The organism is Streptomyces sp. NPDC008137, from assembly GCF_042957035.1.
GTDB lineage: Bacteria > Actinomycetota > Actinomycetes > Streptomycetales > Streptomycetaceae > Streptomyces.
Genome location: NZ_JBIBHN010000025.1, coordinates 12495 through 38725, shown reverse-complemented (window position 1 = coordinate 38725; position 26231 = coordinate 12495). Strand labels below are relative to the sequence as shown.

General features: G+C 72.0%; 22 protein-coding genes. 6 read left to right on the top strand and 16 right to left on the bottom strand.

The window, feature by feature from the left end:
- The first annotated feature begins 78 nt into the window (after positions 1 to 78).
- Positions 79 to 1461, top strand: a complete 1383-nt coding sequence (locus tag ACFZBT_RS30290; protein WP_391110098.1) for a solute carrier family 23 protein — start codon at positions 79 to 81, stop codon at positions 1459 to 1461.
- Between the two features lie 53 nt (positions 1462 to 1514).
- Here the strand turns inward: ACFZBT_RS30290 and ACFZBT_RS30285 are convergent, their stop codons facing one another.
- Positions 1515 to 2645, bottom strand: coding sequence for a glycoside hydrolase family 6 protein (locus tag ACFZBT_RS30285; RefSeq protein ID WP_391110284.1), 1131 nt, complete (start codon positions 2643 to 2645; stop codon positions 1515 to 1517).
- 175 nt (positions 2646 to 2820) lie between these two features.
- On the opposite strand from ACFZBT_RS30285, the gene ACFZBT_RS30280 reads away from it, so the two are divergent.
- Together ACFZBT_RS30280 and ACFZBT_RS30275 are read left to right on the top strand one after the other, a co-directional pair.
- The gene (locus ACFZBT_RS30280) at positions 2821 to 3513 is read left to right on the top strand and encodes a DUF5995 family protein (RefSeq protein WP_391110095.1); all 693 of its coding nucleotides are present in this window, start codon (positions 2821 to 2823) and stop codon (positions 3511 to 3513) included.
- Between the two features lie 79 nt (positions 3514 to 3592).
- Positions 3593 to 4534, top strand: a complete 942-nt coding sequence (locus tag ACFZBT_RS30275; protein ID WP_391110093.1) for a hypothetical protein — start codon at positions 3593 to 3595, stop codon at positions 4532 to 4534.
- On the opposite strand, the gene ACFZBT_RS30270 is transcribed toward ACFZBT_RS30275, so the two are convergent.
- Together ACFZBT_RS30270 and ACFZBT_RS30265 are read right to left on the bottom strand one after the other, a co-directional pair.
- Positions 4495 to 6207, bottom strand: a complete 1713-nt coding sequence (locus ACFZBT_RS30270; RefSeq protein ID WP_391110090.1) for an FAD-dependent oxidoreductase — start codon at positions 6205 to 6207, stop codon at positions 4495 to 4497. The genes ACFZBT_RS30275 and ACFZBT_RS30270 overlap by 40 nt on opposite strands.
- 43 nt (positions 6208 to 6250) lie before the next feature.
- On the bottom strand, positions 6251 to 7039 hold the full coding sequence (locus tag ACFZBT_RS30265; RefSeq protein WP_391110087.1) for a nitrilase-related carbon-nitrogen hydrolase: 789 nt from the start codon (positions 7037 to 7039) through the stop codon (positions 6251 to 6253).
- Positions 7040 to 7345: 306 nt separating this feature from the next.
- Here ACFZBT_RS30265 and ACFZBT_RS30260 point away from each other — a divergent pair, with 306 nt between their 5' ends.
- Positions 7346 to 7909, top strand: coding sequence for a Repetin (locus tag ACFZBT_RS30260; protein ID WP_391110084.1), 564 nt, complete (start codon positions 7346 to 7348; stop codon positions 7907 to 7909).
- Here ACFZBT_RS30260 and ACFZBT_RS30255 read toward each other — a convergent pair.
- From ACFZBT_RS30255 to rpe, 8 genes are all read right to left on the bottom strand, one after another.
- On the bottom strand, positions 7884 to 9029 hold the full coding sequence (locus ACFZBT_RS30255; protein WP_391110282.1) for an MFS transporter: 1146 nt from the start codon (positions 9027 to 9029) through the stop codon (positions 7884 to 7886). The genes ACFZBT_RS30260 and ACFZBT_RS30255 overlap by 26 nt on opposite strands.
- 117 nt (positions 9030 to 9146) lie before the next feature.
- A complete protein-coding gene (locus ACFZBT_RS30250; RefSeq protein ID WP_391110081.1) occupies positions 9147 to 9599 on the bottom strand; it encodes an AsnC family transcriptional regulator in 453 nt (150 codons plus the stop codon).
- 10 nt (positions 9600 to 9609) lie between these two features.
- Complete coding sequence (locus ACFZBT_RS30245; RefSeq protein WP_391110078.1) at positions 9610 to 11079, bottom strand: amino acid transporter; 1470 nt, start codon at positions 11077 to 11079, stop codon at positions 9610 to 9612.
- A gap of 232 nt (positions 11080 to 11311) precedes the next feature.
- Positions 11312 to 11809, bottom strand: coding sequence for a GNAT family N-acetyltransferase (locus ACFZBT_RS30240; RefSeq protein WP_391110075.1), 498 nt, complete (start codon positions 11807 to 11809; stop codon positions 11312 to 11314).
- 78 nt (positions 11810 to 11887) lie between these two features.
- Positions 11888 to 13330, bottom strand: a complete 1443-nt coding sequence (locus ACFZBT_RS30235) for a GuaB1 family IMP dehydrogenase-related protein (RefSeq protein WP_391110072.1) — start codon at positions 13328 to 13330, stop codon at positions 11888 to 11890.
- 108 nt (positions 13331 to 13438) lie between these two features.
- On the bottom strand, positions 13439 to 13813 hold the full coding sequence (locus ACFZBT_RS30230; RefSeq protein ID WP_391110070.1) for a barstar family protein: 375 nt from the start codon (positions 13811 to 13813) through the stop codon (positions 13439 to 13441).
- 3 nt (positions 13814 to 13816) lie between these two features.
- Positions 13817 to 14860, bottom strand: a complete 1044-nt coding sequence (locus tag ACFZBT_RS30225) for a sugar-binding domain-containing protein (RefSeq protein ID WP_391110067.1) — start codon at positions 14858 to 14860, stop codon at positions 13817 to 13819.
- 78 nt (positions 14861 to 14938) lie between these two features.
- Positions 14939 to 15625 carry a ribulose-phosphate 3-epimerase gene (gene rpe, locus ACFZBT_RS30220; protein ID WP_189726416.1) on the bottom strand — a complete coding sequence of 229 codons (687 nt, stop codon included), beginning with the start codon at positions 15623 to 15625 and terminating at the stop codon, positions 14939 to 14941.
- Between the two features lie 137 nt (positions 15626 to 15762).
- Between rpe and ACFZBT_RS30215 the strand changes: the two genes are divergently transcribed.
- Positions 15763 to 17904, top strand: coding sequence for an MMPL family transporter (locus ACFZBT_RS30215; RefSeq protein WP_391110063.1), 2142 nt, complete (start codon positions 15763 to 15765; stop codon positions 17902 to 17904).
- On the opposite strand, the gene ACFZBT_RS30210 is transcribed toward ACFZBT_RS30215, so the two are convergent.
- Both ACFZBT_RS30210 and fmt read right to left on the bottom strand, forming a co-directional pair.
- Positions 17885 to 19303, bottom strand: coding sequence for a transcription antitermination factor NusB (locus ACFZBT_RS30210; protein WP_391110061.1), 1419 nt, complete (start codon positions 19301 to 19303; stop codon positions 17885 to 17887). The two genes, ACFZBT_RS30215 and ACFZBT_RS30210, sit on opposite strands and share 20 nt — an antisense overlap.
- 63 nt (positions 19304 to 19366) lie before the next feature.
- Positions 19367 to 20299: a methionyl-tRNA formyltransferase gene (gene fmt / locus ACFZBT_RS30205; protein ID WP_391110059.1), complete on the bottom strand. Its 933-nt coding sequence runs from the start codon at positions 20297 to 20299 to the stop codon at positions 19367 to 19369.
- Between the two features lie 327 nt (positions 20300 to 20626).
- Between fmt and ACFZBT_RS30200 the strand changes: the two genes are divergently transcribed.
- Complete coding sequence (locus ACFZBT_RS30200) at positions 20627 to 21178, top strand: hypothetical protein (RefSeq protein ID WP_391110057.1); 552 nt, start codon at positions 20627 to 20629, stop codon at positions 21176 to 21178.
- Positions 21179 to 21263: 85 nt separating this feature from the next.
- Here the strand turns inward: ACFZBT_RS30200 and ACFZBT_RS30195 are convergent, their stop codons facing one another.
- The 3 genes from ACFZBT_RS30195 to coaBC form a co-directional block, all read right to left on the bottom strand.
- Complete coding sequence (locus ACFZBT_RS30195; protein WP_391110054.1) at positions 21264 to 23417, bottom strand: primosomal protein N'; 2154 nt, start codon at positions 23415 to 23417, stop codon at positions 21264 to 21266.
- A 121-nt stretch (positions 23418 to 23538) separates the two neighbouring features.
- Positions 23539 to 24747 (bottom strand): methionine adenosyltransferase, encoded by a 1209-nt coding sequence (gene metK / locus ACFZBT_RS30190; protein WP_391110051.1) that lies wholly within the window; start codon positions 24745 to 24747, stop codon positions 23539 to 23541.
- Positions 24748 to 24984: 237 nt separating this feature from the next.
- Positions 24985 to 26187 (bottom strand): bifunctional phosphopantothenoylcysteine decarboxylase/phosphopantothenate--cysteine ligase CoaBC, encoded by a 1203-nt coding sequence (gene coaBC / locus ACFZBT_RS30185; protein WP_391110049.1) that lies wholly within the window; start codon positions 26185 to 26187, stop codon positions 24985 to 24987.
- Positions 26188 to 26231 lie beyond the last annotated feature (44 nt).

Below are 26231 nucleotides of genomic sequence, written 5' to 3'. Positions count from 1 at the left end.
GCCCCGGTCACCACCGTTTCCGACGCACCCCGACAATGGTCCGGATACTCGCACGCACGACGAAAGCGATACCGCACCATGGATCTCGGCGTCCGCTGGAAACTGCACGGCGGCGACGGACGCACCCCGGCGCCCGGCGCGGTGGTCCGCCCCGACGAGCGGCTCACATGGCCCCGCACGGCCGGGCTCGGCGCCCAGCATGTGGTGGCCATGTTCGGGGCGTCCTTCGTGGCCCCGGTCCTGATGGGCCTGGACCCCAACCTCGCGATCATGATGTCGGGCGTCGCGACCATCGTGTTCCTGCTGGCCACGCGCGGCCACGTGCCCAGTTACCTGGGCTGCTCGCTGTCCTTCGTGGGGGTGGCGGCGGTCATCCGCGCGCAGGGCGGCAGCAGCGCCACCGTCACCGGCGCGGTCTTCGTCGTCGGCGCCGCGCTGTTCCTGGTCGGGCTCGCCGTGCGGCGGTTCGGCGCACGGATCATCCACGCCACGATGCCGCCGGTCGTGACCGGCGCCGTGGTGATGCTGATCGGCTTCAACCTGGCACCGGTGACGGCATCGACGTACTGGCCGCAGGACCAGTGGACGGCCCTGCTGACGATGCTGTTCACCGGTCTGGCGGTCGTCTGCCTGCGCGGGTTCTGGTCCCGGATCGCGATCTTCCTGGGGCTGGTCTTCGGATACGGCATCTCCTGGGTCTTCGACCTGGTCTTCGGCAAGATCCACTCGGTGGACGCGAGCGGCAAGCTCACCGACCACTGGCGGCTCGACCTCTCCGGCGTGGAGAAGGCCGACTGGATCGGGCTGCCGACGCTGCACGCCCCGTCCTTCGAGTGGTCGGCGATCCTGGTCGCCCTGCCGGTCGTCATCGCGCTGGTCGCGGAGAACGCCGGGCACGTCAAGGCGGTCGGCGAGATGACCGGCGAATCGCTGGACAGCAGGCTCGGCACGGCGATCTCGGCCGACGGCGTCGGCTCGATGCTGTCCACCGCGGTCGGCGGCCCGCCCAACACCACGTACTCCGAGAACATCGGCGTGATGGCCGCGACCCGCGTCTACTCCACGGCCGCCTACTGGGCCGCCGCCGGCTTCGCCCTGCTCTTCGGCGTCTGCCCGAAGTTCGGCGCGGTCGTCGCGGCGATCCCGGGCGGGGTGCTCGGCGGCATCACCGTCATCCTGTACGGCATGATCGGCCTGCTCGGCGCCCAGATCTGGCTCAACGCCAGGGTGGATCTGCGCAATCCGCTGAACCTGGTCCCGGCCGCCGCGGGCATCATCATCGGCGTCGGCAACGTCACCATGAAGTTCACGGACATGTTCTCGCTGAGCGGCATCGCGCTCGGCACGATCGTCGTCATCACCGGCTACCACGCCCTGCGGGCCTTCGCCCCGGCCCATCTGAAGACGCAGCATCCGCTGTTGGACGAGGGCACCTCCTCCTACGACGAGGGGAAGCCGTAGCTCCTACGGCGGGGCGAGGTCGTAGCGTCCTCCGGCGAGGCGAGTCGTAGTGCCTACGGCGAGGCCAGCTCGTAGGCGTACGACGCCGTGAACGTCCCCGGCCTGCCCTTGCAGCCGTCCGACTCCCCGGGCAGTTTCACCCACAGGTAGGCGTCGATCCGGGCCTCGCCGGTGCCGAGGGTCGGGGTCCGGCCGAGCTTGCGGCCCGACGGGTCGCACCACTCCCCGTCGGCCGGGGCGCCGTTGCCGTTGCGGCTGGTGTCGATGACGGCGCCCAGGCTCGCCGGGCCGCCGAGGGCGTCCAGGACCCGCCGGTCGTAGGCGACCTCGTCGGCGGTGGTGTGGAAGTTGGAGACGTTGCTGAAGATCCCGTCGGAGGACTCGGGCGAGGCGGCGCCGGCCTGCCGCAGCCATACCGCCTGCTTGCCGGGCGCGTTCCAGCCCGAGTGTCCGGCGTCGTAGTACACGCGTGCCCGGGGGTTGGCGGCCTTCAGGACGCGGCCTGCCCGGGCCAGCGAGGCGAAGCGGTCCGCGCGTGCACCGGCGGAGAGGCACTCGGTCTGGGCGACCGAGTCCGGCTCCAGGACGACGATGACCTCGCCGGAGCCCAGCCCGGCCGCGAACCGGTCGATCCAGGCGTCGTACGCGTCCAGGTCGGGCGCTCCGCCCTGGGAATGGCCGCCGCAGTCCCGGCCGGGTATCGCGTACGGCACGACGACGGGCACCCGGCCCTGTGCCGCGCCGCCGGACGTCACCGCGGCGACCCGGGCGGTGAGCGTGTCCGGGGCGTAGTCGGCGAACCAGACGGCGGCAGGCCGCTCGGCGATGCGGGACGCGATGACCGCGTGGCGCGGGTCGTCGTCGTGGGCCCGGATCCAGTCGAGCACCTGGGAGTCGGGGTGGCGGTAGAGCCGGCCGGTCACGGCCGGGGCCGTCTTCCGCACTCTGGTCTCGGCCTTCCGGGGTGAAGGCGCGGGGACGGCGCTCTTCGACGGAGACGGTGCGGGCGAGGCGGGCTCGGAAACCGACGGGGACACCGACGGCACCGCGGGCAGGGACGCCAGGCGGGGCGAGGCGGACACCTCGGAGGGCCGGGCCTCGTCCGATGATCGCCGGTCCTCGACCGCGGAGAGCGCCCCGGCGACCACACCGGCCGCGACCACGACGGAGGCCGCCACGACCATCGCGCCACGCCGGGCGGCGCGCCTGCGCTCGGCCCTGCGGGCTGCCAGGCGCTGGGCACGTGAGCCTGACACGGTCCTGCTCCCCCTCCCCCTGCGGCGGGCGGCGTTCCCCCGTTTCGGGGAAGCGCCGGGCCAGCCGGTACTCCCGCCGGCCTAGAGCTGGGACTCTGCCCGCATGCCGCGATGCGAACAAGTCCCCTCAGCCGTGGACACTCCGGTCGACGGGGTCATCTCCCGTATGCGCGCCCTCGATGCGGCACTGCACCCCCGGGACGGGGTGGCGGTCTTCAACCGCGTCTACCTGGCGGTGACGGAGACGGTGGACCGGTACGTCGACACCGGGCGGTTCGCGGACCCGCATGCCGCGATCACGCTGGACGTACGGTTCGCGGAGCGGTACCTGGAGGCGGTCGACGCGGCGGCGGGAGAGCGGCGCCCACCCGCCTGCTGGCGGCCGCTGTTCCAGTTCCGCCGCCATCCCGGGGTACGGCCGTTGCAGTTCGCCCTCGCGGGCATCAACGCCCACATCGGGCACGATCTCGCGCTGGCCGTCGTGGACACCTGCCGTACGCTCGACTGCGCACCCGCCGACCTGGAGGACGAGTTCGACACGGTGGGCGATCTCCTCGTCTCGTTGGAGGAGCGCATCCGCGAAGATCTGATGCCGGGCCCCGATCTCCTCCAGATCGCCGACCCGCTGACCCACCTGCTGGGCTCCTGGAGCCTGGACCGCGCCCGGGACGCCTCCTGGACGGCGGCCCGGGCCCTGTGGGCACTGCGCGGACTCCCCGACGTGGCCCAGGATTTCACCGAGCACCTGGACGCGGCGGCGGGCCTCGCGGGGCGCATGCTGCTCACGCCGTTGTAAGGGCGATCCAACTCGGTTGCACCGGCGGCGATTTCGGCCGTGGGCTTGGTGACAGGATCGTTCACTACGCTGTGCGCGCATGGTCGGATTACGCGCGTGGGCGACTCGCCGGCGCAGCTCGGTGCTCTTGGTCCTCGATGTTCTGGGCGGTGCTTCCTGGGTGGCGCTCGGGCTCTCGCTCGCCCTGGTCTGGGGGAGCTTCGTCGGGTTCGTCACGCGAAGCGAGGAGGCTGACCGGCCCGGTGGTGCGGCGATGGGGACGGCACCCCCGTCCAACCGGTTCTCCTATCCCGAGGAGATCGAGCGGGAGCGTCGCCACCTCTTCGACGTCCCGGTCGTCCACACGAACCCGCGAGCCCTGGGGCTCGTGGCGGATGCGCCGCCACGCCGGTTCCGGGTCGAGATTCCGGGCGCCCGGGCCGCGTCCGGCCCCGGTGAGTCCCAGGCGGTCGCCAGCGCGGGTACGCAGATAGGGGTGAAGCTGCACTGCTCCGGTACCGGTGTGCGGTGCACGCCACTGTCGTCGGAACGACAGAGTGTCCTCAGCCGCAAGGACGTCGCTGTCTGGCTGTGGGAAGTGCGCGCCGAGCGTGCGGGGGCGTTCAGCGTCGCGCTCACCATGACCTCCTACCTCCGCGACACCGACACGGTGCTGGTGGAGAGGCCACCCCTGATCTGGACCGTGGACGCGGCGGCGCCGCCGGCGGCGGACGACGACTGGCTCTCCTGGGCCAGGGACGTGTGGCGACAGATCACCATGGCGATCACCGGCCTGGGCGGACTCGCCGTGTCCCTGAGCGCCATCGCCGCCGTGATCGCCATGGTGATCCGACGCAGGCTTCCGGCAGGTGAGCCGGACGACGACGCCGGCCCCGCCGCTCCCGCACCGGAGGCCGGACGACGCCCGCGACCACGACCGGTGCGGCGGGTACAGCGGGTGCGCTCACGCCTCCATCGGACCTCTCGCGGGGCCCGCGCCCGTCAGTCCTCCGGGAGTTCCACCGGCGCGATCTCGTCATAGACGTCGCCGGGCCCCGGGTTGGTCGGGTCGGTCGTGCCGCCGAAGTGGTGCATGACGCCCCAGACCGCGTTGAGGGCGGTCTGGACTGCGCCCTCGGCCCAGCCGGCCGTCCAGGAGATGTCGTCGCCGGCGAGGAAGATGCCGCGCTTGTCCTCGGGCAGCTCCTCCTGCATGAAGTGCGTGAACAGGCGCCGCTGGTAGCGGTAGTGACCGGGCAGGTTGGCCTTGAACGCGCCCATGAAGTAGGGCTCGTTCTCCCAGGAGACGGTCACCGGGTTGCCGATGATGTGCTTGCGGATGTCGACCTTGGGATAGATCTCGCCGAGCGACTTCAGCATGACCTCCATCCGCTCGTTCGCGGACAGCGGCAGCCACTTCAGGCTGTCGTCGCACCAGGTGTAGGAGAGGCAGATGACGGCGGGCTTGTCCGGGCCGTCGTCGAGCAGGTAGGTCCCGCGCGTCATACGGTCGGTGAGCGTCATCGACATGACGTCCCGGCCGGTCGGATTCCCCCTGTCGTCGACGGCCTTGTCCAGCCAGAAGGGCCGGTCCACGGGCACGAAGAGCTTCGAGGACTCCATGTAGTGGGTCCGCTCGATCGCTGTCCAGTGGTCGATCGGGAAGAGCGAGTCGTCGCAGTCGATCTTCGACAGCAGCATCCAGGACTGGGCGGTGAAGATCGCCGTCCGGTAGGTGCGGATGTCGCCGTTGGCGTCGGTCACCGTGATGCGGTTGCCGGCCGTGCGGTGCAGCCGGGTCACCGCGGGGCGGGGCTCGCCGCCGTCGTGCAGGCTCGCGAGCGAGGTGCCCTGCGCCCAGTGGACGATCTTCGCGGGCTCGCGCTCCCAGAGGCGCAGCGGCAGCTGCTGGGAGCCGCCGACGATACCGCGGTGGTGGTCGTCGGCCTCCGTGTAGACGACGCGGAGGATCTCCAGGATGGAGTTGGGGAAGTCGGTGTCCCAGCCGCCCGTGCCGAAGCCGACCTGGCCGAAGATCTCGCGGTGCCGGAAGGACTTGAACGCCTCGGAGTCGCAGAGGAAGCCGTAGAAGGTCTGGTTGTCGAGCTTCTCGACGAGCCGGGACCAGATCTCGCGGATGCGCGGGACGTCCCGCTCGCGCAGGGCCCGGTTCATGTCGGTGAAGTCGGCGCCCTCCTCCAGGCACCTGTTCCACGCCTCGGCGACGTCCCGGTAGACCTGGGGCAGGTCGGCGACGGTCTCGGCGTAGTGCGACTCGCCCTTGAGGTCGACGACCGTCGAAGGGGTCGCCTCCGCGAGAGGGTTGGGGAAGGACCGCGTCTGGAGACCGACCAGGTCGATGTAGTGCTGGAGCGCCGTGGACGACGGCGGGAAGCGCATCGCGCCCATCTCGGCGGTGAGGGACTCGTCGCACCCGTCGAAGCCCACCGTCCGCAGCCGGCCGCCGATCTGGTCCGCCTCGTACACGACCGGCTTGAGGCCCATCTTCATCAGCTCGTACGCGGCGACGATGCCGGACAGGCCGCCACCGATGACCGCGACCTCCGTGCCGTGCTCGGTCGCGGGTATCTGCCCGAGACCCGCCGGGTGGGCGAGGAAGTCGTCGTAGGCGTACGGGAAGTCCGGGCCGAACATGGTGATCGGCGGCTGCTGCGCGTCTGCGTGCTCGACGGCGTTGGGCACGGTGGACGTCATGGGGTACGGACTCCTTGCAGAAGAACAGACAGGTGTGGGGGGATCAGGCGAGCGACCCGTACAGGCCCGGGCGCCGGTCCAGCAGATACGGGTTGGCCTCGCGGGACGCGGCGAGGAGAACCGGGTCGGCATCGGCGAGGACCAGCTCCTCGCCCCGTCCGGCCCGGGTGCGGGCGACCCCGTCGGGCCCGGCGAGCGTGGACAGCCCCACGAACTCGAACTCGCCTTCCCGGCCGACCCGGTTGACGTACGCGACGTACATCTGGTTCTCGAAGGCCCGCACCGGGATCATCGACTCGGCGACGAACTGGAACGGGTGCATCTGGGCCGTCGGGACGAGCAGCAGGTCGGTGCCGGCCAGGGCGTGGGCGCGGACGTTCTCCGGGAACTCCACGTCGTAGCAGATCAGGATGCCGACGCGCAGACCGTCGATCTCCGCCTGGACGACCGGCTGGTCCCCCGGGGTGAAGTGGTCGCGCTCGAAGCAGCCGAAGAGGTGGGTCTTGCGGTAGTTCGCGAGCCGGGTGCCGTCGGCGGAGATCAGCTGGGCGGAGTTGAACACGGCGTCGCCCGCCCGCTCGGGGTAGCCGTAGGCGATCGCCAGGCCGTGGCCGGTCGCGATCTCGGCGACGGCGTCCGCGCGGTCTCCGTCGGCGGGCTCGGCGAGGCGGCCGATGTCGTCGCCGATCGCGTACCCCGTCAGGAACATCTCCGACGTGACGAGCAGCCCGGCGCCCGCGGCGGCGGCCCGGCCCGCGGCCTCGTCGAGGACCTTGAGGTTCTCGACGGTGGAGCCGGGGCGGCCGGAGCTCTGGAGCAGGGCGGTGCGCATGCGTGTTCCTCACCGGGACGCGGGGGATTTCGGCGGCCTGTTAGACGGTACGGTCGGCGGGCTCGGGCGGACAAGGAGCAGCCGTTGCGCGCCGGTGAGCTGATCATTGCGTCCGTCGAGGGCTCGGCGGCGATTCGTTGCGGGCCCGCGGTCGTACGTCGGTCCACCCGTGGGCGCGGACCCGTGCGGCGCTCCCCGCCGGGCGGCGGAGGCGGGGTAGCGACCTCGGAGCGATGTGGGGCGGGCGCCGCGCCGGGACAGTGGTGAGCGTTCCGACGACCTGTCCCCCTTGCGGAAAGGACCGCCATGAACCGCCGTACGAAGACCGCCGTGTTCGGGGCCGCGCTGCTGCTCACCGCGACCGCCGCGGCGGCCTCCGCCGCCGCGTCCTCCGACTCCGGCTCCGGCTCCGGCTCCCCGGTGCAGGCGCGTGAGGCCGCCGCGCTCACCGGCGAGGCCAAGCTGTACCGCTCGGCCGGGGACGACATCACCTTCTCCTTCGACGCGCACCTTGCCGCGAAGGACAAGGCCGACCCGATGAAGGCCACCGGCACCTTCGAGTGGAGCCACTACCTGAACGGCGAGGGCGCCCGGGCGAAGGCGAAGGTCGACTGCCTGCTCACCGGCGGCAAGGTGGCCGTCGTCTCCGGTGTCATCACCTCCTCCGACCTGCCCGGCGCGAAGGGCAAGCGGGTCGGGATCACCGTGCACGACCTCGGCCACCGCGATCGGCTGGGCTACAGCTGGGCCTCGACGGGCACCCCGGTCGAGACGAAGGGCCTGCCCAAGTGCGTGGGCTCGGCGCCCTTCGAGAAGGTCAAGAAGGGGACCGGCGACTTCTCGGTCATCCCCTGGCAGCCCGACTTCTAGCGGCCAGGAGCAGCGCGGTCACCAGGGACGGCACGGCGAACCACGCGAAGGCCGTGCCGTGTCCGGTGGCCGTGCCGAGCGCCCCATAGCCGACGTACACGGCGACGGTGGCCAGGTCCGTGCCCAGCCCGGCGACCGAGGTGAGGGTGGCCCGGCCGGAGTCGTCGATGCGCTGCTGGAGCCGGGCGTCGGCCAGCACGCTCGCCGCCTGGAAACCGCCGAAGGCGAGCGCCACGAGGGCGATCCCGGCCGGGGTGCCGGCACCGGCGCCCACGGCCAGCGCCAGTGCCGCGCCCGCGAGCAGCGCCGCGAGGCCCTTGGTGCCCAGGCGTTCGCCCGCCCCGGCCAGCAGTCCTCCGGCCGTGGCGCCCGCCCAGATCAGCAGAAGCAGGTAGGGCACGAGCACATCGGAGACACCGGTGTCCCCCACCAGCAGGGGCGTGTACTCGTCGAGGGCGCCCCACACGGCGGTGACGGCCGGGACCAGCAGGATCGCTCCGCGTACGGACCGGTCGGCGCGGGCCTCGGCGAGCCCGGCCCTCAGGGTCGCGGTCCAGCCGTCCTGCCCGGCCGCCGGACTCCGGTGTTCCGGGAGCCGGGTCGCCGTCGCCGCCGCCAGCAGGCACACCAGCACGCTGGCGGCGCCTACGGCGGTGTGGCCGCCCCAGGCGAACACGGGTCCGGCAAGTCCGGTAGCCGCCATCACGGCGACCAGGCCGGCTGCCCGGGCCCGGCCCATGACACGGGCGTACCGGTGGGCCGCGCCGAGCCGTTCCAGTTCGTCGTGGACCAGCGCCTCGTACGCGCCGGAGGCGAGGGCGCCGCCCGCACCCCACAGCACGAAGCCCAGCGCGAAGGCGCCGTACGACGGAAGGAGTGTCCACAGCGCGAAGCCGGCGGCCGTGAGCAACGGGCCGGTGCACAGCAGGCGGCGACGGGAGACGGCGTCGGCCCAGGCGCCGGAGGGGATCTCCAGCAGCACGCCGGTGATCGACCACAGGGCGAACAGTGAGGAGATCTGCCAGACCGACAGCCCGGTGTCGCGGAACAGCAGCGCGTACACCGGGTAGAGCAGGACGAACTCGTCGAGGAACGCGTAGCCGTACAGCGTCCTGGTCAGCCGGCGGACAGCGGACGTACGGCGCCCGGGGCGCTCCTCGGAGGACGCGGACGGGGATCAATGTCGCCAGGTCATGACACCGATGATAGGCCGGTCGGGCGGAGCACGCCGCCGGATCTACGTGGGCGATCCCGACGAGAAGCGCCGCAGCAGCGGCGACAGCACGAGCACGGACTTGGTCCGCTCGACGAACGGCTCCCCGGCGATCCGCTCCAGGACCCGTTCGAAGTGCCGCATGTCGGAGGCGAAGACCTGGGCGATCGCGTCCGCGTCCCCGGTGACGGTGGACGCGGCCACGACCTCCTGATAGCGCTCCAGGCCCCGCTGGATGGTCTCCGGGGAGGTGTTGCCCCGGCAGTAGATCTCGACGAACCCCTCGGTCTCCCAGCCGAGGGCAGCCGGGTCCACCCGGACGGTGAAGCCGGTGATGGCTCCGGTGGCGCGCAGCCGGTCCACCCGCCGTTTCACGGCGGGTGCGGACAGGCCGACGATCTGGCCGATGTCGGCGTAGGAGCGGCGGGCGTCCTCGGCGAGGGCGTGCACGATGCGTTCGTCGAGATCGTTCAGCACAGTGGGTAGATCACTTCTCGGATGGTGCGAGTCGGGAACGGCGATAGCCGTACCCGAAGTAGAACACGAGCCCGGCGGCCATCCAGACACCGAAGACCACCCAGGTCACGGCCGACAGGCTGCCCATCATCCAGATGCAGAAGCCGAAGCCGAGGGCGGGCATGAGCGGGGAGAGCGGCACCCGGAAGGTGCGGGGCATGTCCGGGCGGGTCCGGCGCAGCACCACGACGGCCACGTTGACGAGCGCGAAGGCGAACAGGGTGCCGATGCTGGTGGCGTCGGCGAGTTGCCCGAGCGGGATCGCGGCGGCCAGCACACCGCAGAACAGCGACACGATCAGGGTGTTGGCGCGGGGGGTCTTGGTCTTCGGGTGGACCTTGGAGAAGACCTTCGGCACCAGCCCGTCGCGGGACATGGCGAAGAGGATGCGGGTCTGGCCGTACAGCACGGTCAGGACCACGCTCGCGATGGCGATGACCGCGCAGAACGCCAGCAGCGTGCCCCAGAAGGTCTGCCCGGTGACCTCGCGCATGATCTGGGCGAGGGCGGCCTCGGAGTCGGTGAAGTTCTTCCAGGGCTTGGCGCCGACCGCGACGGCGGCGACGAGGACGTACAGCGCCGTGACGATGACCAGCGACAGCATGATCGCGCGGGGCAGGTCGCGCTGGGCGTTCTTCGCCTCCTCGCCGGCGGTGGAGGCGGCGTCGAAGCCGATGTAGGAGAAGAACAGCGTGGCTCCGGCGGCGCTGACGCCCGCCATGCCGAGCGGCATGAAGTTCTCGTAGTTGCCGGAGCGGAAGCCCTGGACGCCGATGGCGCAGAACATCACCAGCGCGGCGATCTTCACGATGACCATGACGGTGTTGGCGCGGGCGGACTCCTTGGCGCCGCCCAGCAGGAACGCCATCGCGAGCAGGACGACGATCAGCGCGGGCAGGTTGAACACGCCGCCGTCGCCGGGCGGCGCGGACAGGGCGGCCGGGATGGTGACGCCTATGGTCCCGTCGAGCAGTTCGTTGAGGTACTCGCCCCAGCCGACCGCGACGGCGGCGACGGACACGCCGTACTCCAGGACCAGGCACCAGCCGCAGACCCAGGCGATCAGCTCGCCCATCGTTGCGTACGCATACGAGTACGAGGATCCGGCGACCGGGATGGTGCCGGCGAGCTCGGCGTACGACAGGGCCGAGAACAGGGCGGTGAGGCCGGCGATGACGAAGGACAGCGTGACGGCCGGACCCGCCTTCGGGACGGCCTCGCCGAGGACGACGAAGATGCCGGTGCCGAGGGTGGCACCGATGCTGATCATGGTGAGCTGCCACAGGCCGAGGGAGCGCCGCAGCGACCCGCCCTCGCCCTGGCCACCCTCGGCGACCAGGCTTTCCACCGGCTTGCGACGCATGAGGCGCGCACCGACGCCCGGGGGTGTGGGGGCGGCATTCTGGCCTGGGTTCTGCGGGGGTGCGCCTTGGTCGAGCACGCGCTGGCTCCTTCATCGCTGCCGGTCAGGGGGGCAGGGGCCGGCGGCACCTCTGGAGCAGAGACCCACCGAGCGGGGTCCCTGCCACGCCACGTACGAGGCGACAGCCTACGAGGATCGGCGTTGCTGGTGAAATGCAGCAACCTTGCGCGTGCCCGCAAGATCATTGCGTTGATGGTGACGGGCCGGATGTTCGTTGCACGACAGCTTTCGTCCGTTGCACATGGCTTGCTCAGACCAGCTCTTTCACCAGGAACGTGAGCTTCTCGACGCACTCGTGCGTGAGGCCGTCACGGTCCTCGTAGGACCAGCGGCCGACGTACGCCGCGAGGGGCAGAAAGCCGAGCCTGGCGTAGAGGGCGGCGGCGCGCGGGTTGTCGTCGGCGACACCGAGCCCGACGGCCGTGCGGCCCCGCTCCCGGGACAGTTCCTCGGCGGCCCGGATCAGGGCGCTGCCGATGCCGCGCGAGCGCAGCGTCTCGGGCCACACGGTCAGCGCGTTGATCTCGGGGCAGCCGGGCCGTGCGGCCCGCACGACCGCGTCGTCGCAGCCGCCCCAGCGCAACTCCGTGTGCCCCACGGGCCGTTCGTCGAGCCAGGCGACGAGGTAAGCGCTCTGGCCCCGCTCCTGGCGCTGGAAGCGGCGCGCGTGGAACGAGGTGGCGGCCATGGAGCCGATGTACCGGTCGAGCAACGCCACGTCGGCGGCCCGGCAGAGGGTGATCTCCATGCCGCACGACGGTAGGGCACCCACGCGCGTACGGCCCCCGGTTTTCCACCGGGGGCCGTACGGACGGGCGTTGGCGCCTCAGCTCCAGCTGGCGTGCAGGGGCTTGCCCTCGGCGTAGCCGGCGGCGCTCTGGATGCCGACGATGGCCTTCTCGGCGAACTCCTCCAGGGAGCCGGCGCCGGCGTAGGTGCAGGAGGAGCGGACGCCCGCGATGACCGAGTCGATCAGGTCCTCGACGCCCGGGCGGGCCGGGTCGAGGAACATGCGGGAGGTGGAGATGCCCTCCTCGAACAGCGACTTGCGGGCGCGGTCGTAGGCCGACTCCTCCGAGGTGCGGTTGCGCACGGCACGCGCGGACGCCATGCCGAAGGACTCCTTGTACGCGCGTCCCTGCGCGTCGTGCTGGAGGTCGCCCGGGGACTCGTAGGTGCCCGCGAACCAGGAGCCGACCATCACGTTGGACGCGCCGGCCGCGAGGGCCATGGCCACGTCGCGCGGGTGGCGGACGCCGCCGTCGGCCCAGACGTGCTTGCCGTACTTCTTCGCCTCGGCGGCGCACTCCAGGACGGCGGAGAACTGCGGCCGGCCGACACCGGTCATCATGCGGGTGGTGCACATGGCGCCGGGGCCGACACCGACCTTGACGATGTCCGCGCCCGCCTCGATCAGGTCGCGCACGCCCGCGGCCGCCACGACGTTGCCGGCGGCGATCGGCACCTGCGGGTCGAGGTCGCGCACCAGCTTCAGGGCGCTGATCATCGACTCCTGGTGGCCGTGCGCGGTGTCGATGACGAGCGCGTCGACACCCGCGTCCAGCAGTTGCTGGGCCTTGCCCGCGACGTCGCCGTTGATGCCGACGGCGGCGGCGATGCGCAGCCGCCCCCGCGCGTCGGTGGCCGGCTGGTAGAGCGTGGCGCGCAGGGCGCCCTTGCGGGTGAGGATGCCGGCGAGCGTGCCGTCCTTGTGCACCGCGGGGGCGTAGCGGCGGTTGGCGTGGTCGAGGGTGTTGAACGCCTGCCCCGGGTCCATGTCCGCGTCGATGAGCAGCAGGTCCCGGGACATGACCTCGGTGAGCTGCGTGAAGCGGTCCACGCCGGACAGGTCGGAGTCGGTGACCACGCCGACCGGCTTGTGGTTCTCGTCGACGACGACCCCGGCGTTGTGCGCGCGCTTGGGCAGCAGCGCCAGCGCGTCCGCGACGGTCTGGTGCGGGGCCAGGATGATCGGGGTGTCCAGGACCAGGTGGCGGCTCTTCACCCAGGAGACGACGTCGGTGACCACGTCGATCGGAATGTCCTGCGGTATGACCACGAGGCCGCCGCGGCGGGCCACGGTCTCTGCCATGCGACGGCCGGCGATGGCGGTCATGTTGGCGACGACGAGCGGGATGGTGGTGCCCGTGCCGTCCGGGGCGCTGAGGTCGACGCCCTGGCGGGATCCGACCGCGGAGCGGCTCGGCACCATGAAGACGTCGTCGTACGTCAGGTCGTACCCGGGCTGGATGTCATTGAGGAAACGCACGTGCTGCACATCCCAGTCGTTCAGAGGTGACCCCCGAACCGGACGGTCCGGGGGAAAGAGCACGTACTTCATTGTCCCACGACGACGGCCCGGACGTCCCTGAGCAGATCATCCAGGCTGGTCAGGGCGCCTCTCGGAGGATGCTCCAAGCCCTAGGGTCACGAAGAGGCCCGGGCCCCGGTCCGTCGCCTCGGCGAAGATCTCCTCGGCGACCTGCCACTCCTCGGGCCGGGTCTCGGCGTACGTCCGCCAGCCCGTGACGACGACCAGCAGCCCCCGCTCCTCGGACCCCTCGGGCCAGAGGGCGGGGTCGGCCAGGCAGTCGGCGAGGGCGTCCCAGTTGCGGCCGAACCAGTCGGGCAGGGCCAGGTCACGGGCGCAGCGGTCCATGAGGCCCGCCTTGTCCGTGACCCCGTCGAGGTCGAGAACGACCACGATCCGGCCCGCCGGGTCGTCCGGCACCTGGTGCGACTGCCCCGCCATCCGTCAGGCTCCGTCCGGGTCGGCCCGGTTGAGCGCGGACTTCGGCGTCGGGCCCGCCGTCATCAGGTAGTCCGCGGCCGACGTGTCCGTGACCAGGCTGGTGACCAGCCCGGACCGCAGCACCGCGTCGATCGCGGGCCCCTTGCGCTGGCCGCCCGCGATGGCGACGACCTCGGGGACGCGCCGGAGCTGGTGCGTCTTGACGGTGATGCACCGCTCGCCCAGGTCCCGGCCGACCCTGCGGCCCTCGGCGTCGAAGAGGTGCGCGGACATCTCGGCGGCGACACCGAGGGAGGCGTAGTGCGCCCGCTCCTCGTCGCTGAGCATGTCGTGCACCGTGGAGATGCCCGGCTCCCAGGAGCCGATGGAGACACAGGCGACGGTGACCTTGTCGAAGTGCTCGAAGGCCCGGGCGATCCCCGTCTGGTTGCGCAGCGCCGTGGCCGTGGCCGCGTCCGGCAGCAGCATCGGCGCGTAGATGGGGTGGGCGTCACCGCCGGACACCTGGGCGGCGCGGCGTACGGCCTCGACCGAGCCGCGCTCGGCGGTCCCGGCGTCGTACACGCCCGTCAGCTGCACCACCGTGCACGGCGGCAGCCGGTCGAGCGCCGCCGCCATGTGGATCGTGGAACGGCCCCAGGCCAGTCCCAGCACATCACCTTCGTTGACCAGTTCGCCGAGCAGGTCGGCGGCCACTTCTCCCAGGTTCTCGGGGTCGGGTGTCTCCTCGGCCTCGGCCGGGGACTCGACCACGACGGCGTGCCTGAGGCCGTAGCGGGCGCGGAGCGCGTCCGAGCGCTCGGCGTCCAGCTCGGCCGGCACGCGGATCTCGATACGTACGAGATCCCGTTCGAGAGCGGTCTCCAGGACCCGGGCCACCTTGAAGCGGCTGACGCCGAACTCCTCGGCGATCTGGATCTTGGACTTGCCCTCGAGGTAGAAGCGGCGGGCCATGGCCGCCGCCTGCACCAGCTCAGCGGGTCCCATCCGCATGGCTGACCGGCCCGCCGACATACCCGACACGGCGATCTCCTCACTGCTGTTCACACTCTGGATTCGCCGTTCATCCTTGCAGATCCGGCGCACTTGATCAGCCCTGATCGGAGCCGTTCACTTTGCTGTGGCTCAGTGGTCGCAGGCCCAGGATGCCTTGGCCGTCGTCGCCTCAGCCTGCGTGCGTAGTGCACGTACCGCCTCGGCCGGGTCTTTTGCCCCGTAGACCGCCGATCCGGCCACGAAGACATCGGCTCCGGCGTCGGCGCAGCGCTCGATGGTGGACGCCGAAACTCCGCCGTCGACCTGGAGCCAGAGCTCCAGTCCGTGCTTGCTGATCAACTCGCGGGTGCGGCGAATCTTCGGAAGCATGATGTCGAGAAAGGCCTGTCCCCCGAAGCCCGGTTCCACCGTCATGATCAGCAGCATGTCGAGCTCGGGGAGCAGGTCCTCGTACGGCTCGATGGGTGTCGCGGGCTTCAGTGCCATGGAGGCGCGGGCGCCCTTGGCACGGATCTCCCGGGCGAGCCGGACCGGAGCGGCGGCCGCCTCGACATGGAAGGTGACGGAACCGGCCCCCGCTTCCACGTACTGGGGCGCCCACCGATCGGGGGCCTCGATCATCAGATGGCAGTCCAGCGGAGTGTCCGTCGCACGGGCGAGCGACTCTACGACCGGCACCCCGAGCGTGAGGTTCGGGACGAAATGGTTGTCCATGACGTCGACGTGGAGCCAGTCGGCTCCCTCCACCGCCTTCGCCTCGTCCGCGAGACGGGCGAAGTCGGCGGACAGGATGCTGGGGTTGATCTGCGCGGCCATGGCCTAAGCCTATGCGCTGCGCTGGGCTTGGGCGGTGGGGGTCCGGGGATTGGCGGTTCCCGTCGAGTGCGGGTCGTGTGTGGCTGGTCGCGTAGTTCCCCGCGCCCCTTCAGGGCGTCTCCGCGGAAGGCGTTGGCATGAAGCAGGGCATCGGGCATCTCGTCTGCGGGCGGCGGGCCAAGTGGCTGGTGTTGGTGTTGTGGCTGGTCGTGCTGTTCGTGGCGGCGCCGTTCGCGATGAAGCTCACCGACGCTCAGGACAACGACGCGGCCTCCTGGCTGCCCGGGTCGGCGGAGTCGACGCAGGTGCTGGAGATCTCCGAGGACTTCCGGCCGGAGCAGATCCCGGCGGTCGTGATCTACGCCCGGGAGAGCGGGCTGACGGCGCAGGACCAGGCACGGATCGAAGAGGACGTGCGGCAGCTCAAGGAACTGCGGGACCACGGCATCCGGGGCGCGGAGACACGGGGACCGGTCTACGACCGGCAGGTCGACCCCCGGGCCGCGCAGGTCCTCGTGCCGATCACCATGGACGAGCAGGGCTGGGAGCGGATCTCGCCCGCCGTCGACTCCATCCGGGACGACGTCGGCGAGGGCGGCGGCGGTATGGCCGTGCACATCACGGGCCCGGGCGGCACGTCGGCCGACTTCGCCGAGGCCTTCGAGGGCATCGACTCGACGCTGCTGTTCTCGGCGATGGCCGTCGTCATCGTCATGCTGCTCATCACGTACCGCAGCCTGACCCTGCTGGTGGTGCCGCTGGTCGCGGTGGTCTGCGCGCTGTTCACCTCCCAGGCGCTGATCTATCTGCTGGCCGAGCACGCGGGCCTGACGGTCAACGGCCAGAGCGCCGGCATCCTCACGGTGCTCGTCTTCGGCGCGGGGACGGACTACGCCCTGCTGCTGGTCGCCCGCTACCGGGAGGAGTTGCGCCGGCACGAGGACAGGCACGAGGCGATGGCCCTGGCGCTGCACCGGGCCGGCCCGGCGGTGCTCGCCTCCGGCGCGACGGTCGTCCTGAGCATGCTGGTGCTGCTGGCCGCCGAGATGAACTCCACGAGCGGTCTGGGCCCGGTCGCCGCGATCGGTGTCGCCGTCGCCCTGCTGGCGATGATGAGCCTGTTCCCCGCCCTGCTGGTGATCTGCGGCCGGTGGATCTTCTGGCCGGCGATCCCGCACTACGGCAGCCCCGACCCGACCGAGCGCGGCATCTGGGCACGCACGGGCCGTCGTATCGCCGCCCGCCCGCGGATCACCTGGGCCGCGACGGCGCTCGCCCTGGCGATCTGCTCTCTTGGCCTGATCCAGCTGCGCGCGGAAGGCATCAGCAACGCGGACGCGTTCACCGGGAAACCGGACTCGATCACCGGCCAGGAGGTGTCGGCGCGCTACTTCCCGGCGGGCAGCGGCGATCCCCTGGTCATCGTGAGCAACCGGGCGCAGGCCGAGCAGGTGGGCCGCACGGTCGCGGAGACACAGGGCGTGGTCCCGACCTCACTGGGCCTGCCCCCGGGCACGAAACCGGTCTACGAGGGCAAGGTCCTCTTCGAGGCGACCATGACCGCCCCGGCGGACAGCGAGGCCGCCAAACAGACCGTGGAGCGGGTCCGGGACGCCGTGCACGCGGTGCCGGGCGCCGACGCCCAGGTGGGCGGCGGTACGGCGGCCCTGCTCGACATGGACGAGGCGACCACGCACGACAACATACTGATCATCCCGCTGGTGCTGGTGGTGGTCCTGCTGATCCTCTGCGTCCTGCTGCGCGCCCTGATCGCCCCGCTGTTGCTGATCGGCACGGTGATCCTGTCGTTCGCGGCGGCCCTGGGCATCAGTGCGCTCGCCTTCCGGTACGTCTTCGACTACGCGGGCGAGGCGACCGACTTCCCCCTGTTCGTCTTCGTCTTCCTGGTCGCCCTGGGCATCGACTACAACATCTTCCTCACCACCCGCATCCGCGAGGAGGCGGCCCGCCAGGGCACCAGACAGGGTGTGGTCACGGGCCTCGCCGCCACCGGAGCCGTCATCACCTCCGCGGGCCTGGTGCTGGCCGGCACGTTCGCCGCCCTCGGCACCCTCCCGATGGTCGCCTTCGCCGAGATCGGCTTCGCGGTCGCCCTGGGCGTCCTCATCGACACGTTCATCGTGCGCTCGGTCCTGGTGACGTCGCTGTTCCTGGACGTGGGACCGAAGGTGTGGTGGCCGCACCGGCTGGCCCGGGAGGACGGGGGTGCTGCGCACCGGGGGAGCGTCGGAGCGGGGGTCAGCCGGTCCGGCGAATGAGGGCCAGGTACATGGCGTCCGTCCCGTGCAGATGCGGCCACAGCTGGATGTCGGGTCCGTCGCCCAGGTCCGGTACGCCGGGCAGCAGCGGCCGCGCGTCGACGAGGTCGGCGTCCGGAAGCTGCTTGAGCACGTCGGCGACCACGGCCCGGGTCTCGGCGAGATGCGGCGAGCAGGTCGCGTAGCCCACGACGCCGCCGACCCGCACCGACTCCAGGGCGGTGCGCAGCAGCCCGCGCTGCAGCGGCGCGAACCCCTCCAGGTCGTCGGGCCGGCGCCGCCAGCGTGCCTCGGGGCGGCGCCGCAGGGCGCCCAGACCGGTGCACGGCACATCGACCAGGACCCGGTCGAAGCTGCCGGGCCGCCATGCCGGACGGGTCCCGTCCGCGGTGATCACCTGATACGGCCCCGGGTTGCCTGCCAGCGCGCCCGCCACGAGCCCGGCCCGGTGCGGCTGCTTCTCGGAGGCGAGCAGCATCGCGCCCCGCTCGGCGGCGAGCGCGCCGAGCAGCGCGGCCTTGCCGCCCGGTCCCGCGCACCCGTCCAGCCAGCGCCGGTCGGGCCCGTCCAGCGGCGCGTTGGCGAGGGCGGTCGCCACCAACTGGCTGCCCTCGTCCTGCACACCCGCGCGCCCGTCCCGCACGGCCGCGATGGCTCCCGGCTCGCCGCCCTCGGCCAGCCGCACGGCATACGGCGACCAGCGCCCCGGCACGGCGGCGTCCTCGTCGAGCAGTTCCTCGGCGGTCGCCCGCCCGGGCCGCGCCACCAGGGTCACCTCGGGCCGCTCGTTGTCGGCGCGCAGCAGCTCCTCGATGCCGGCCCGCCCTCCGCCGAGGGAGTCCCACAGCGCGGACACGACCCACCGCGGATGCGAGTGGACGACGGCGAGGTGGTCCTCGGGATCCTCGTCGTAGGGCGGCGCGACCCGCGCGAGCCAGCCGTCCAGATCGTCCTGCGCGATCTTCCGCAGCACGGCGTTGACGAACTTGGCCCGCCCGTCGCCGAGCACGACCCGCGCGAGTTCGACGGTGGCGGACACGGCCGCGTGGGTCGGGATCCGCGTCCCGAGCAACTGGTGCGCACCGAGGCTCAGCACGTCGAGCACCGGCGGATCGACGTCCCCGAGCCGCCGGTCCACGCAGGACGCGATGACCGCGTCATACGTTCCCTGCCACCGCAGCGTCCCGTACACCAGCTCGGTGGCGAGCGCCGCGTCCCGCGCGTCGAAGTCGTCCTTCTCGCGCGCCTTGCGCAACAGGGGCGGCAGAACGAGGTTGGCGTAGGCGTCCCGCTCGTCCACGGCCCTCAGCGCCTCGAAGGCGAGGATGCGGACGGGGTCCTTCTTGGGCCGACGGTAGGGCTTGCCGGACGTGCGGGGCCGACGGGGCTGTTCGCTCACGAAAAAGGTGCTCCGGGTGTGAGAAGAAGTGCGCCGTCCAGCCTACGCCGCCGGAGTGGGGCATCAGCCCCCGAGCCGCTCCCCTTCACTGATCCGCACACCCCGTGCCCAGTCCGCCGCCCTCATCGGCTTCTTGCCCTGCGCCTGCACCCACAACAGCTCGACACCGTACGAACCGGTGCCGACGTACACGTTGTTCTTCCCCGCGGAGATCTGCCCGGGAGCGAGATCCGTCCGGTCGGGCACGGGCGCTACCTGGATGAGCTTGAGCCGCTCTCCGCGGAACGTGGTCCAGGCACCGGGTGCCGGGGTGCAGCCCCGCACCATCCGGTCGACGCGCAGCGCGGGAGCGGCCCAGTCGAGGTGGGCGTCCTCGACGTTGACCTTCGGGGCCTGGCTGATGCCGTCGGCCGGCTGCGGTACGGCCTTCAGCGTGCCGTCCTCGATCCCGTCCATGGTCGCCGCGAGCAGCCCGGCACCGGCGAAGGCGAGCCGCGTCAGCAGGTCCCCGCTGGTGTCGGTGGCCCGGATCTCCTCGGTCACCGTCCCGTACACCGGCCCCGAGTCGAGCCCCTCCTCGATCAGGAACGTGGAGGCCCCGGTGATCTCGTCGCCGGCCATGATGGCGTGCTGCACGGGCGCGGCCCCGCGCCAGGCCGGCAGCAGGGAGAAGTGCAGATTGACCCAGCCGTGCGCGGGCACGTCGAGGGCGACACGGGGCAGCAGTGCCCCGTACGCGACGACGGGGCAGCAGTCCGGCGCGATCTCCCGCAGCCGTCCCAGGAACTCGGGGTCCTTCGGCTTGGCGGGCTTCAGCACCTCGATGCCGGCCTCCTCCGCCCGCTCGGCGACGGGCGACGCGACCAGCCTGCGCCCGCGCCCGGCCGGCGCGTCTGGCCGCGTGACGACAGCGGCCACCTCGTGCCGCCCGGAGGCGAGAAGAGCGTCCAGAGCGGGAACGGCGACCTCGGGTGTACCGGCGAAGACGAGCTTCATGGGGTGGTGGGGGCCTCTCGGGGGCGGGGATCGACAACGGGCAACGCCCAAGTCTATGAGCCCCGCACGGAAAGCCGCCGACGGCGCCCGGCCCCCACGGGAGAGCTCAGCCTCTTGTTCGGCTGTTGCGGGCGGTGCGCGGGTGGGAGACACAAACCGAAGGCCGAAGGCCGAGGCGCACACCCCGCGCAAACAGGCGCACGCATATGCCCCTACGCCCCCACACCGTGACCCGCGGAGCGAATCCGCGTTGGTCAAGACAGAGTTGACCACACCGGGCCGTGATCACGGCCCATTCCTTTCAACGCCGGTTCGAGAGGCTTGTTCATGGCCGACCACGCAACCCACGACGCCCAGGCTCGGGCCAGCCTGCACTTGCTGGTGCGGGACATCGAGCGGGTCCGCCGGCAGGTGGACGCACTGCGCACCCTCACCGCCCAGCTGGGCAATGTCTACCGCCCGCGCCGCTCCGGCCCTTCCACGGGGTTCGTCGTCTACGGACGCGCCCCCGCCCCGACGGTACGTCTCGCGCAGGAGCTGCGGGACAGTGTCGAGACCCTGGTCACCGCGGCCGTGGACTTCGACCGCTCACTCGGCTTCTCGTGGGACGCGGTGGGCTCCGCGCTCGGAGTCACCAAGCAGGCGGTGCACCGCCGTTACGGCGCACGCCGTGCCGCGGCCACGGCCCAGTCGGCCGCGGCCGAGCCGGAGCGCACCCCGGAGCCGACGGGCAGTCGCGCGGTCGGTATGCCCACCGGCCTGCCCACGGTCCCGACGGTTCCCGCGGCCCGCTCCATGCCCACGCAGCCGACGGCGGGCAGTCCCGCACTCCGCGACGAGGCACGGCCGACGGCGTTCCCCGGCCCGCGCAACGGCTGAACCGCCCTTGCCCTGCCCTCCCGGGACGCCTTCGGGAGGGCAGTCGCGTATCCGGGCGACGCTCCGTCGGGCCTCCTCCGACTGCTCACCCGATGTCAGCCGGATCGATCCGCACCCAGACCCCGGCCCCGCTCGCACTCCCCCGGGCCATCCGCGCGGCCTGCGCGGCCTTGAGCGCGGCGGCCAGCGCGGCCCCCTTCCCCGGCGGCACCCGCAGCAACGCGCGCTCCCACTGCTCCCCTGGCGGCGGCGCCCCCGCGCGCCGCGGTCGCCCCGCGGCGGGGACGGGCAACGGCACCGGGCCCAGCACCTCGGCCTCCGGCGGCAGTTCCGTCGTACGGAGAAACTCGGCCACCGCCTCCGCCGGCCCCGACACGGCCGCCATCCGCGACACAGGCGGAAACCCCAGCTCGGCCCGTTCGGCGAGTTCCCGCACCGCGTGACCGACGGGATCCCACCGTACGAGCGCCTGGACGGGCCGCAGTGTCGGCTCGGCGACGACCACCACCGTGCCGCCGGCCGACTGCGGCCGGACGAGTGCCCCGGCCGCGATCCACCGCCGCAACGCGTCCTCCCCGGCCCGCAGATCGGGCCGCCCGAGCATGGCCCACCCGTCCAGCAGCAGCGCCGCCGCGTACCCGCCCTCGGCGACCGGCTCGGCCCCCGGCGTGCTCACCACCAGCGCGGGCGCCCCCGGGACCGTGTCGAGCACGTGTTCACGCCCCGAGGTCCGCACCGGGACCGCCGGGAAGGCGCGCCCCAGTTCCTCGGCGGTCCGCCGCGCTCCCACCACCGAGGCACGCAGCCGGAAGGCACCGCACTCCGGGCAGTGCCAGCCGCTCTCCTCGCGGCCGCACCAGCCGCAGCACAGGGCACCGCCGTCCCGTGTCTCCAGCGGCCCGGAGCAGTGCCCGCACCGCGCGGGCGCCCGGCAGTTGGCGCACGCCATGCGTGGCACATATCCCCGCCGGGGCACCTGCACCAGCACCGGGCCGTGCCGCAGACCTTCCCTGACGGCCTGCCAGGCGAGGGTCGGCAGCCGGGCGGCCCGGGCGGCCTCGTCCCGCGCCAGGTCCCCGTCCCCCACGGTCCGTACGAGCGGAGCGGCCCCCCGCACCTGCTCCCGTCCGGCGACGAGCGGCCGGGCCCACCCGCTCTCGACGAGCTGCGCGGCCTCCACGGTGCAGCCCCAGCTGCCCAGCAGGAAGCCGCACTTGTCCTGCGCCGCCCGCAGCAGGAGCACCTCCCGCGCGTGGGGCTGCGGGGCGTGCTGCTCGCTGTGGCTGTCGTCCCCGTCGTCCCAGAGGGCCACCAGCCCGAGGTCCTGGACCGGCGCGAACATCGCGGCCCGCGTCCCGATCACGGCCCGTACGGAACCGCGCCGCACCGCGAGCCACTGCGCGTACCGCTTCTCAGGGCCCGCGTCGGCCGTGAGCACCGCGTGCCGTCCTTCCCCGAGCAGGGAGGTCAGTGCGGCGTCCGCTCGCGCGACGGCCCGTCCGTCGGGCAGGACGACGAGCGCCCCGCGTCCGGAGGCCAGTGTCGCCGCGACGGCGCGGGCCAGTTCCTCGCTCCACTGCGGCCCCGGCAGCGCGTTCCACACGGCCCGAGGAGCGCCGCCGGACGCCAGGGACTCCACGAAGGCCGCTCCCCGTTCGTACCGCTGCCAGGATCCCGCCTCAGGGGCCGGGGGCGGCGGCAGGGGGGCGGGCGAGGCGCGCTGCTCGGCGCGCGCGTTACGCGGTGGAACGGCGAGTTGCAGGACATCCGCGAGGCTGCCCGCGTACCGGTCCGCGACCGCCCGGGCCAGCCCCAGCAGTTCCTCGCTCAGCACCCGCTCGGGCGACACGACCTGGGCGAGGGCGGCCAGCGGCCCGGAGTACTCGGACTCGGCCAGTCGCTCGACGAGGAACCCGTCGATCAGCCCGCCGCCCTCACGCCGCCCGTCCCGCACCCGGTGCCGTCCGGCCCCGAACCGCACCCGCACCCGCACGCCCGGCTGGGCCTCGGCGTCCAACTCCTCGGGCACCGCGTAGTCGAAGTACCGGTCGAGATGGAGCACGCCCTTGTCGACGAGGACGCGCGCGACGGGCAGCTCCTTGGCGAGCGCGGCTCCCCGCCAGGTCCGCGGCTTGGCCCGGGGCGTCCTGGCCTTCCGCACGCTCTCCCGGATGAGCGCGAGCTGCTCGGGCGGCGCACCCTCGACGCCGCCGTCGGCCTGTCCGTTCTCGCTGCTCACGCTTGCATTCTTACCAAACACCACTGACAACCGACGGCCCCGGCAAGGCCCCCGGGCGCACGACGAAGCCCGGCCCCCCGAAGGGTGCCGGGCCTCACTCGGTGCCGTAGCGGCGCCGGACCTACAGACCCGCCGCCTTGCGCAGCGCGTCCACGCGGTCCGCCTGCTCCCATGTGAACTCGGGAAGCTCGCGGCCGAAGTGGCCGTACGCCGCGGTCTGGGCGTAGATCGGGCGGAGCAGGTCGAGGTCGCGGATGATGGCGGCCGGACGGAGGTCGAAGACCTCGTCGATCGCCTTCTCGATCTTGTCCGTGTCGATCTTGGCCGTGCCGAAGGTCTCGACGAACAGGCCCACCGGCTCAGCCTTGCCGATCGCGTACGCCACCTGGACCTCACAGCGGGTGGCGAGGCCCGCGGCGACGACGTTCTTGGCGACCCAGCGCATCGCGTACGCGGCGGAGCGGTCGACCTTGGACGGGTCCTTGCCGGAGAAGGCACCGCCGCCGTGGCGGGCCATGCCACCGTAGGTGTCGATGATGATCTTGCGGCCGGTCAGGCCGGCGTCGCCCATCGGGCCGCCGATCTCGAAGCGGCCGGTGGGGTTGACCAGGAGACGGTAGTTCTCCGTGTCGAGCTTGATGCCCTCGTCGAGCAGCGCCTTCAGCTCCGGCTCGACCACGAACTCCTTGATGTCCGGAGCCAGCAGCGAGTCCAGGTCGATGTCGGAGGCGTGCTGGGAGGAGACCACGACGGTGTCCAGGCGGACCGCCTTGTCACCGTCGTACTCGATGGTGACCTGGGTCTTTCCGTCCGGGCGCAGGTAAGGGATGGTGCCGTTCTTGCGCACCTCGGACAGGCGCTTGGACAGACGGTGGGCCAGGAAGATCGGCAGCGGCATCAGCGTCGGCGTCTCGTCCGTCGCGTAGCCGAACATCAGGCCCTGGTCGCCCGCGCCCTGCTTGTCGAGCTCGTCCTCATCGCCCTCGACACGGGACTCGTACGCCGTGTCGACACCCTGGGCGATGTCCGGGGACTGTGCGCCGATGGACACCGAGACGCCGCAGGAGGCGCCGTCGAAGCCCTTCTTCGAGGAGTCGTAACCGATTTCGAGGATCTTGTTCCGGACCAGCGTCGCGATGTCCGCGTACGTCTTGGTCGTGACCTCTCCGGCCACGTGCACCAGGCCGGTCGTGATCAGAGTCTCGACGGCGACCCGAGACGTCGGGTCCTCGCGGAGCAACGCGTCGAGGATGGTGTCGCTGATCTGGTCAGCGATCTTGTCAGGGTGACCCTCGGTCACGGACTCCGAGGTGAACAGGCGACGGGACACAACGCTCCCTGGGGTTGCAGCGGCTGCTGTCTGATCATTGGCGGACGGCGAGGGCTGCACCTCGCGCCGTCCGTGGAACAGTTTACGGGTCACGCTTCGGCCACGGCCCCCCTGTCTCGCCACTCGGAAGTGCTGTGACCTGCGGCACGGGCATTCTGCCCAATCGCGAGCGACGTTGGCCAGAGGCGCCACGCCCCGATCGGCCGGGTTTCACCGGGGCGCAGGGCGACTGAAACATCAGCCGAGACGCCCGGCCACCAGGTCCCACACGGTTTCGGCCAGCGCTTCCTTGGGTCCGTACGGCACCGCGGTCTCGCTGCCGTCGGCGCCGAGCACGACGGCTTCGTTCTCCTCGGAACCGAAGGTCTTGCGCTCCCCGACCTCGTTCACCACCAGCAGATCGCAGCCCTTGCGCTTCAGTTTGGCGCGGCCGTTGGCGAGCACGTCGTCCGTCTCGGCCGCGAAGCCGACGATCACCTGTCCGGGGCGGATCCGGTCGGCGGAGATCTCCGCGAGGATGTCCGGATTCCGCGCCAGGGCGATCGGCTCCGGCTCCTGGTCGTCCTTCTTCTTGATCTTCCCGGCCGCGTACGTCACCGGACGGAAGTCCGCCACCGCCGCCGCCATGACCACGGCGTCGGCGTCGGCGACGGCTCTCAGCACCTCCTCGCGCAGGTGCGCGGCGGTGCCCACGGGGACGACGTCCACCCCGGCCGGGTCCGGCAGGGTGCTGTTGGCCGCGATCAGTGTGACGCGGGCGCCGCGGGCGGCCGCGGTGCGGGCGAGGGCGTAGCCCTGCTTGCCGGAGGAGCGGTTGCCCAGGAACCGCACCGGGTCCAGGGGCTCGCGGGTGCCGCCCGCGCTGACCACGACATGCCGGCCCGTGAGGTCCGGCTCGCTCACGCCCCGGGACAGCACCCGGCGGCACACCTCGAAGATCTCACCCGGGTCGGGCAGCCGGCCCTTGCCGGTGTCGACGCCGGTGAGACGGCCCACGGCCGGTTCGACGACGACGGCGCCACGGCGGCGCAGCGTCGCCACGTTCTCCTGGGTGGCCGGGTGCTCCCACATCTCCGTGTGCATGGCGGGGGCGAAGACGACCGGGCAGCGGGCGGTGAGCAGGGTGTTGGTGAGCAGGTCGTCGGCGAGGCCGTGGGCGGCCTTGGCGAGCATGTCTGCGGTGGCCGGGGCGACGACCACCAGGTCGGCGTGCTGTCCGATGCGGACGTGCGGGACCTCGTGGACGTCGTCCCACACCTCGGTGGAGACCGGGTGCCCGGAGAGCGCGGACCAGGTGGCGGCGCCGACGAAGTGCAGCGCGGAGGCGGTGGGCACCACGCGCACGTCATGGCCCGACTCCGTCAGCCGCCGCAGCAGCTCACAGGCCTTGTACGCGGCAATGCCGCCACTGACCCCCAGAACGACCTTCGGCTTGTCCACGCTTCTCCCCGGACCTCGGCAACCGGCACAACGTACGACTCCAT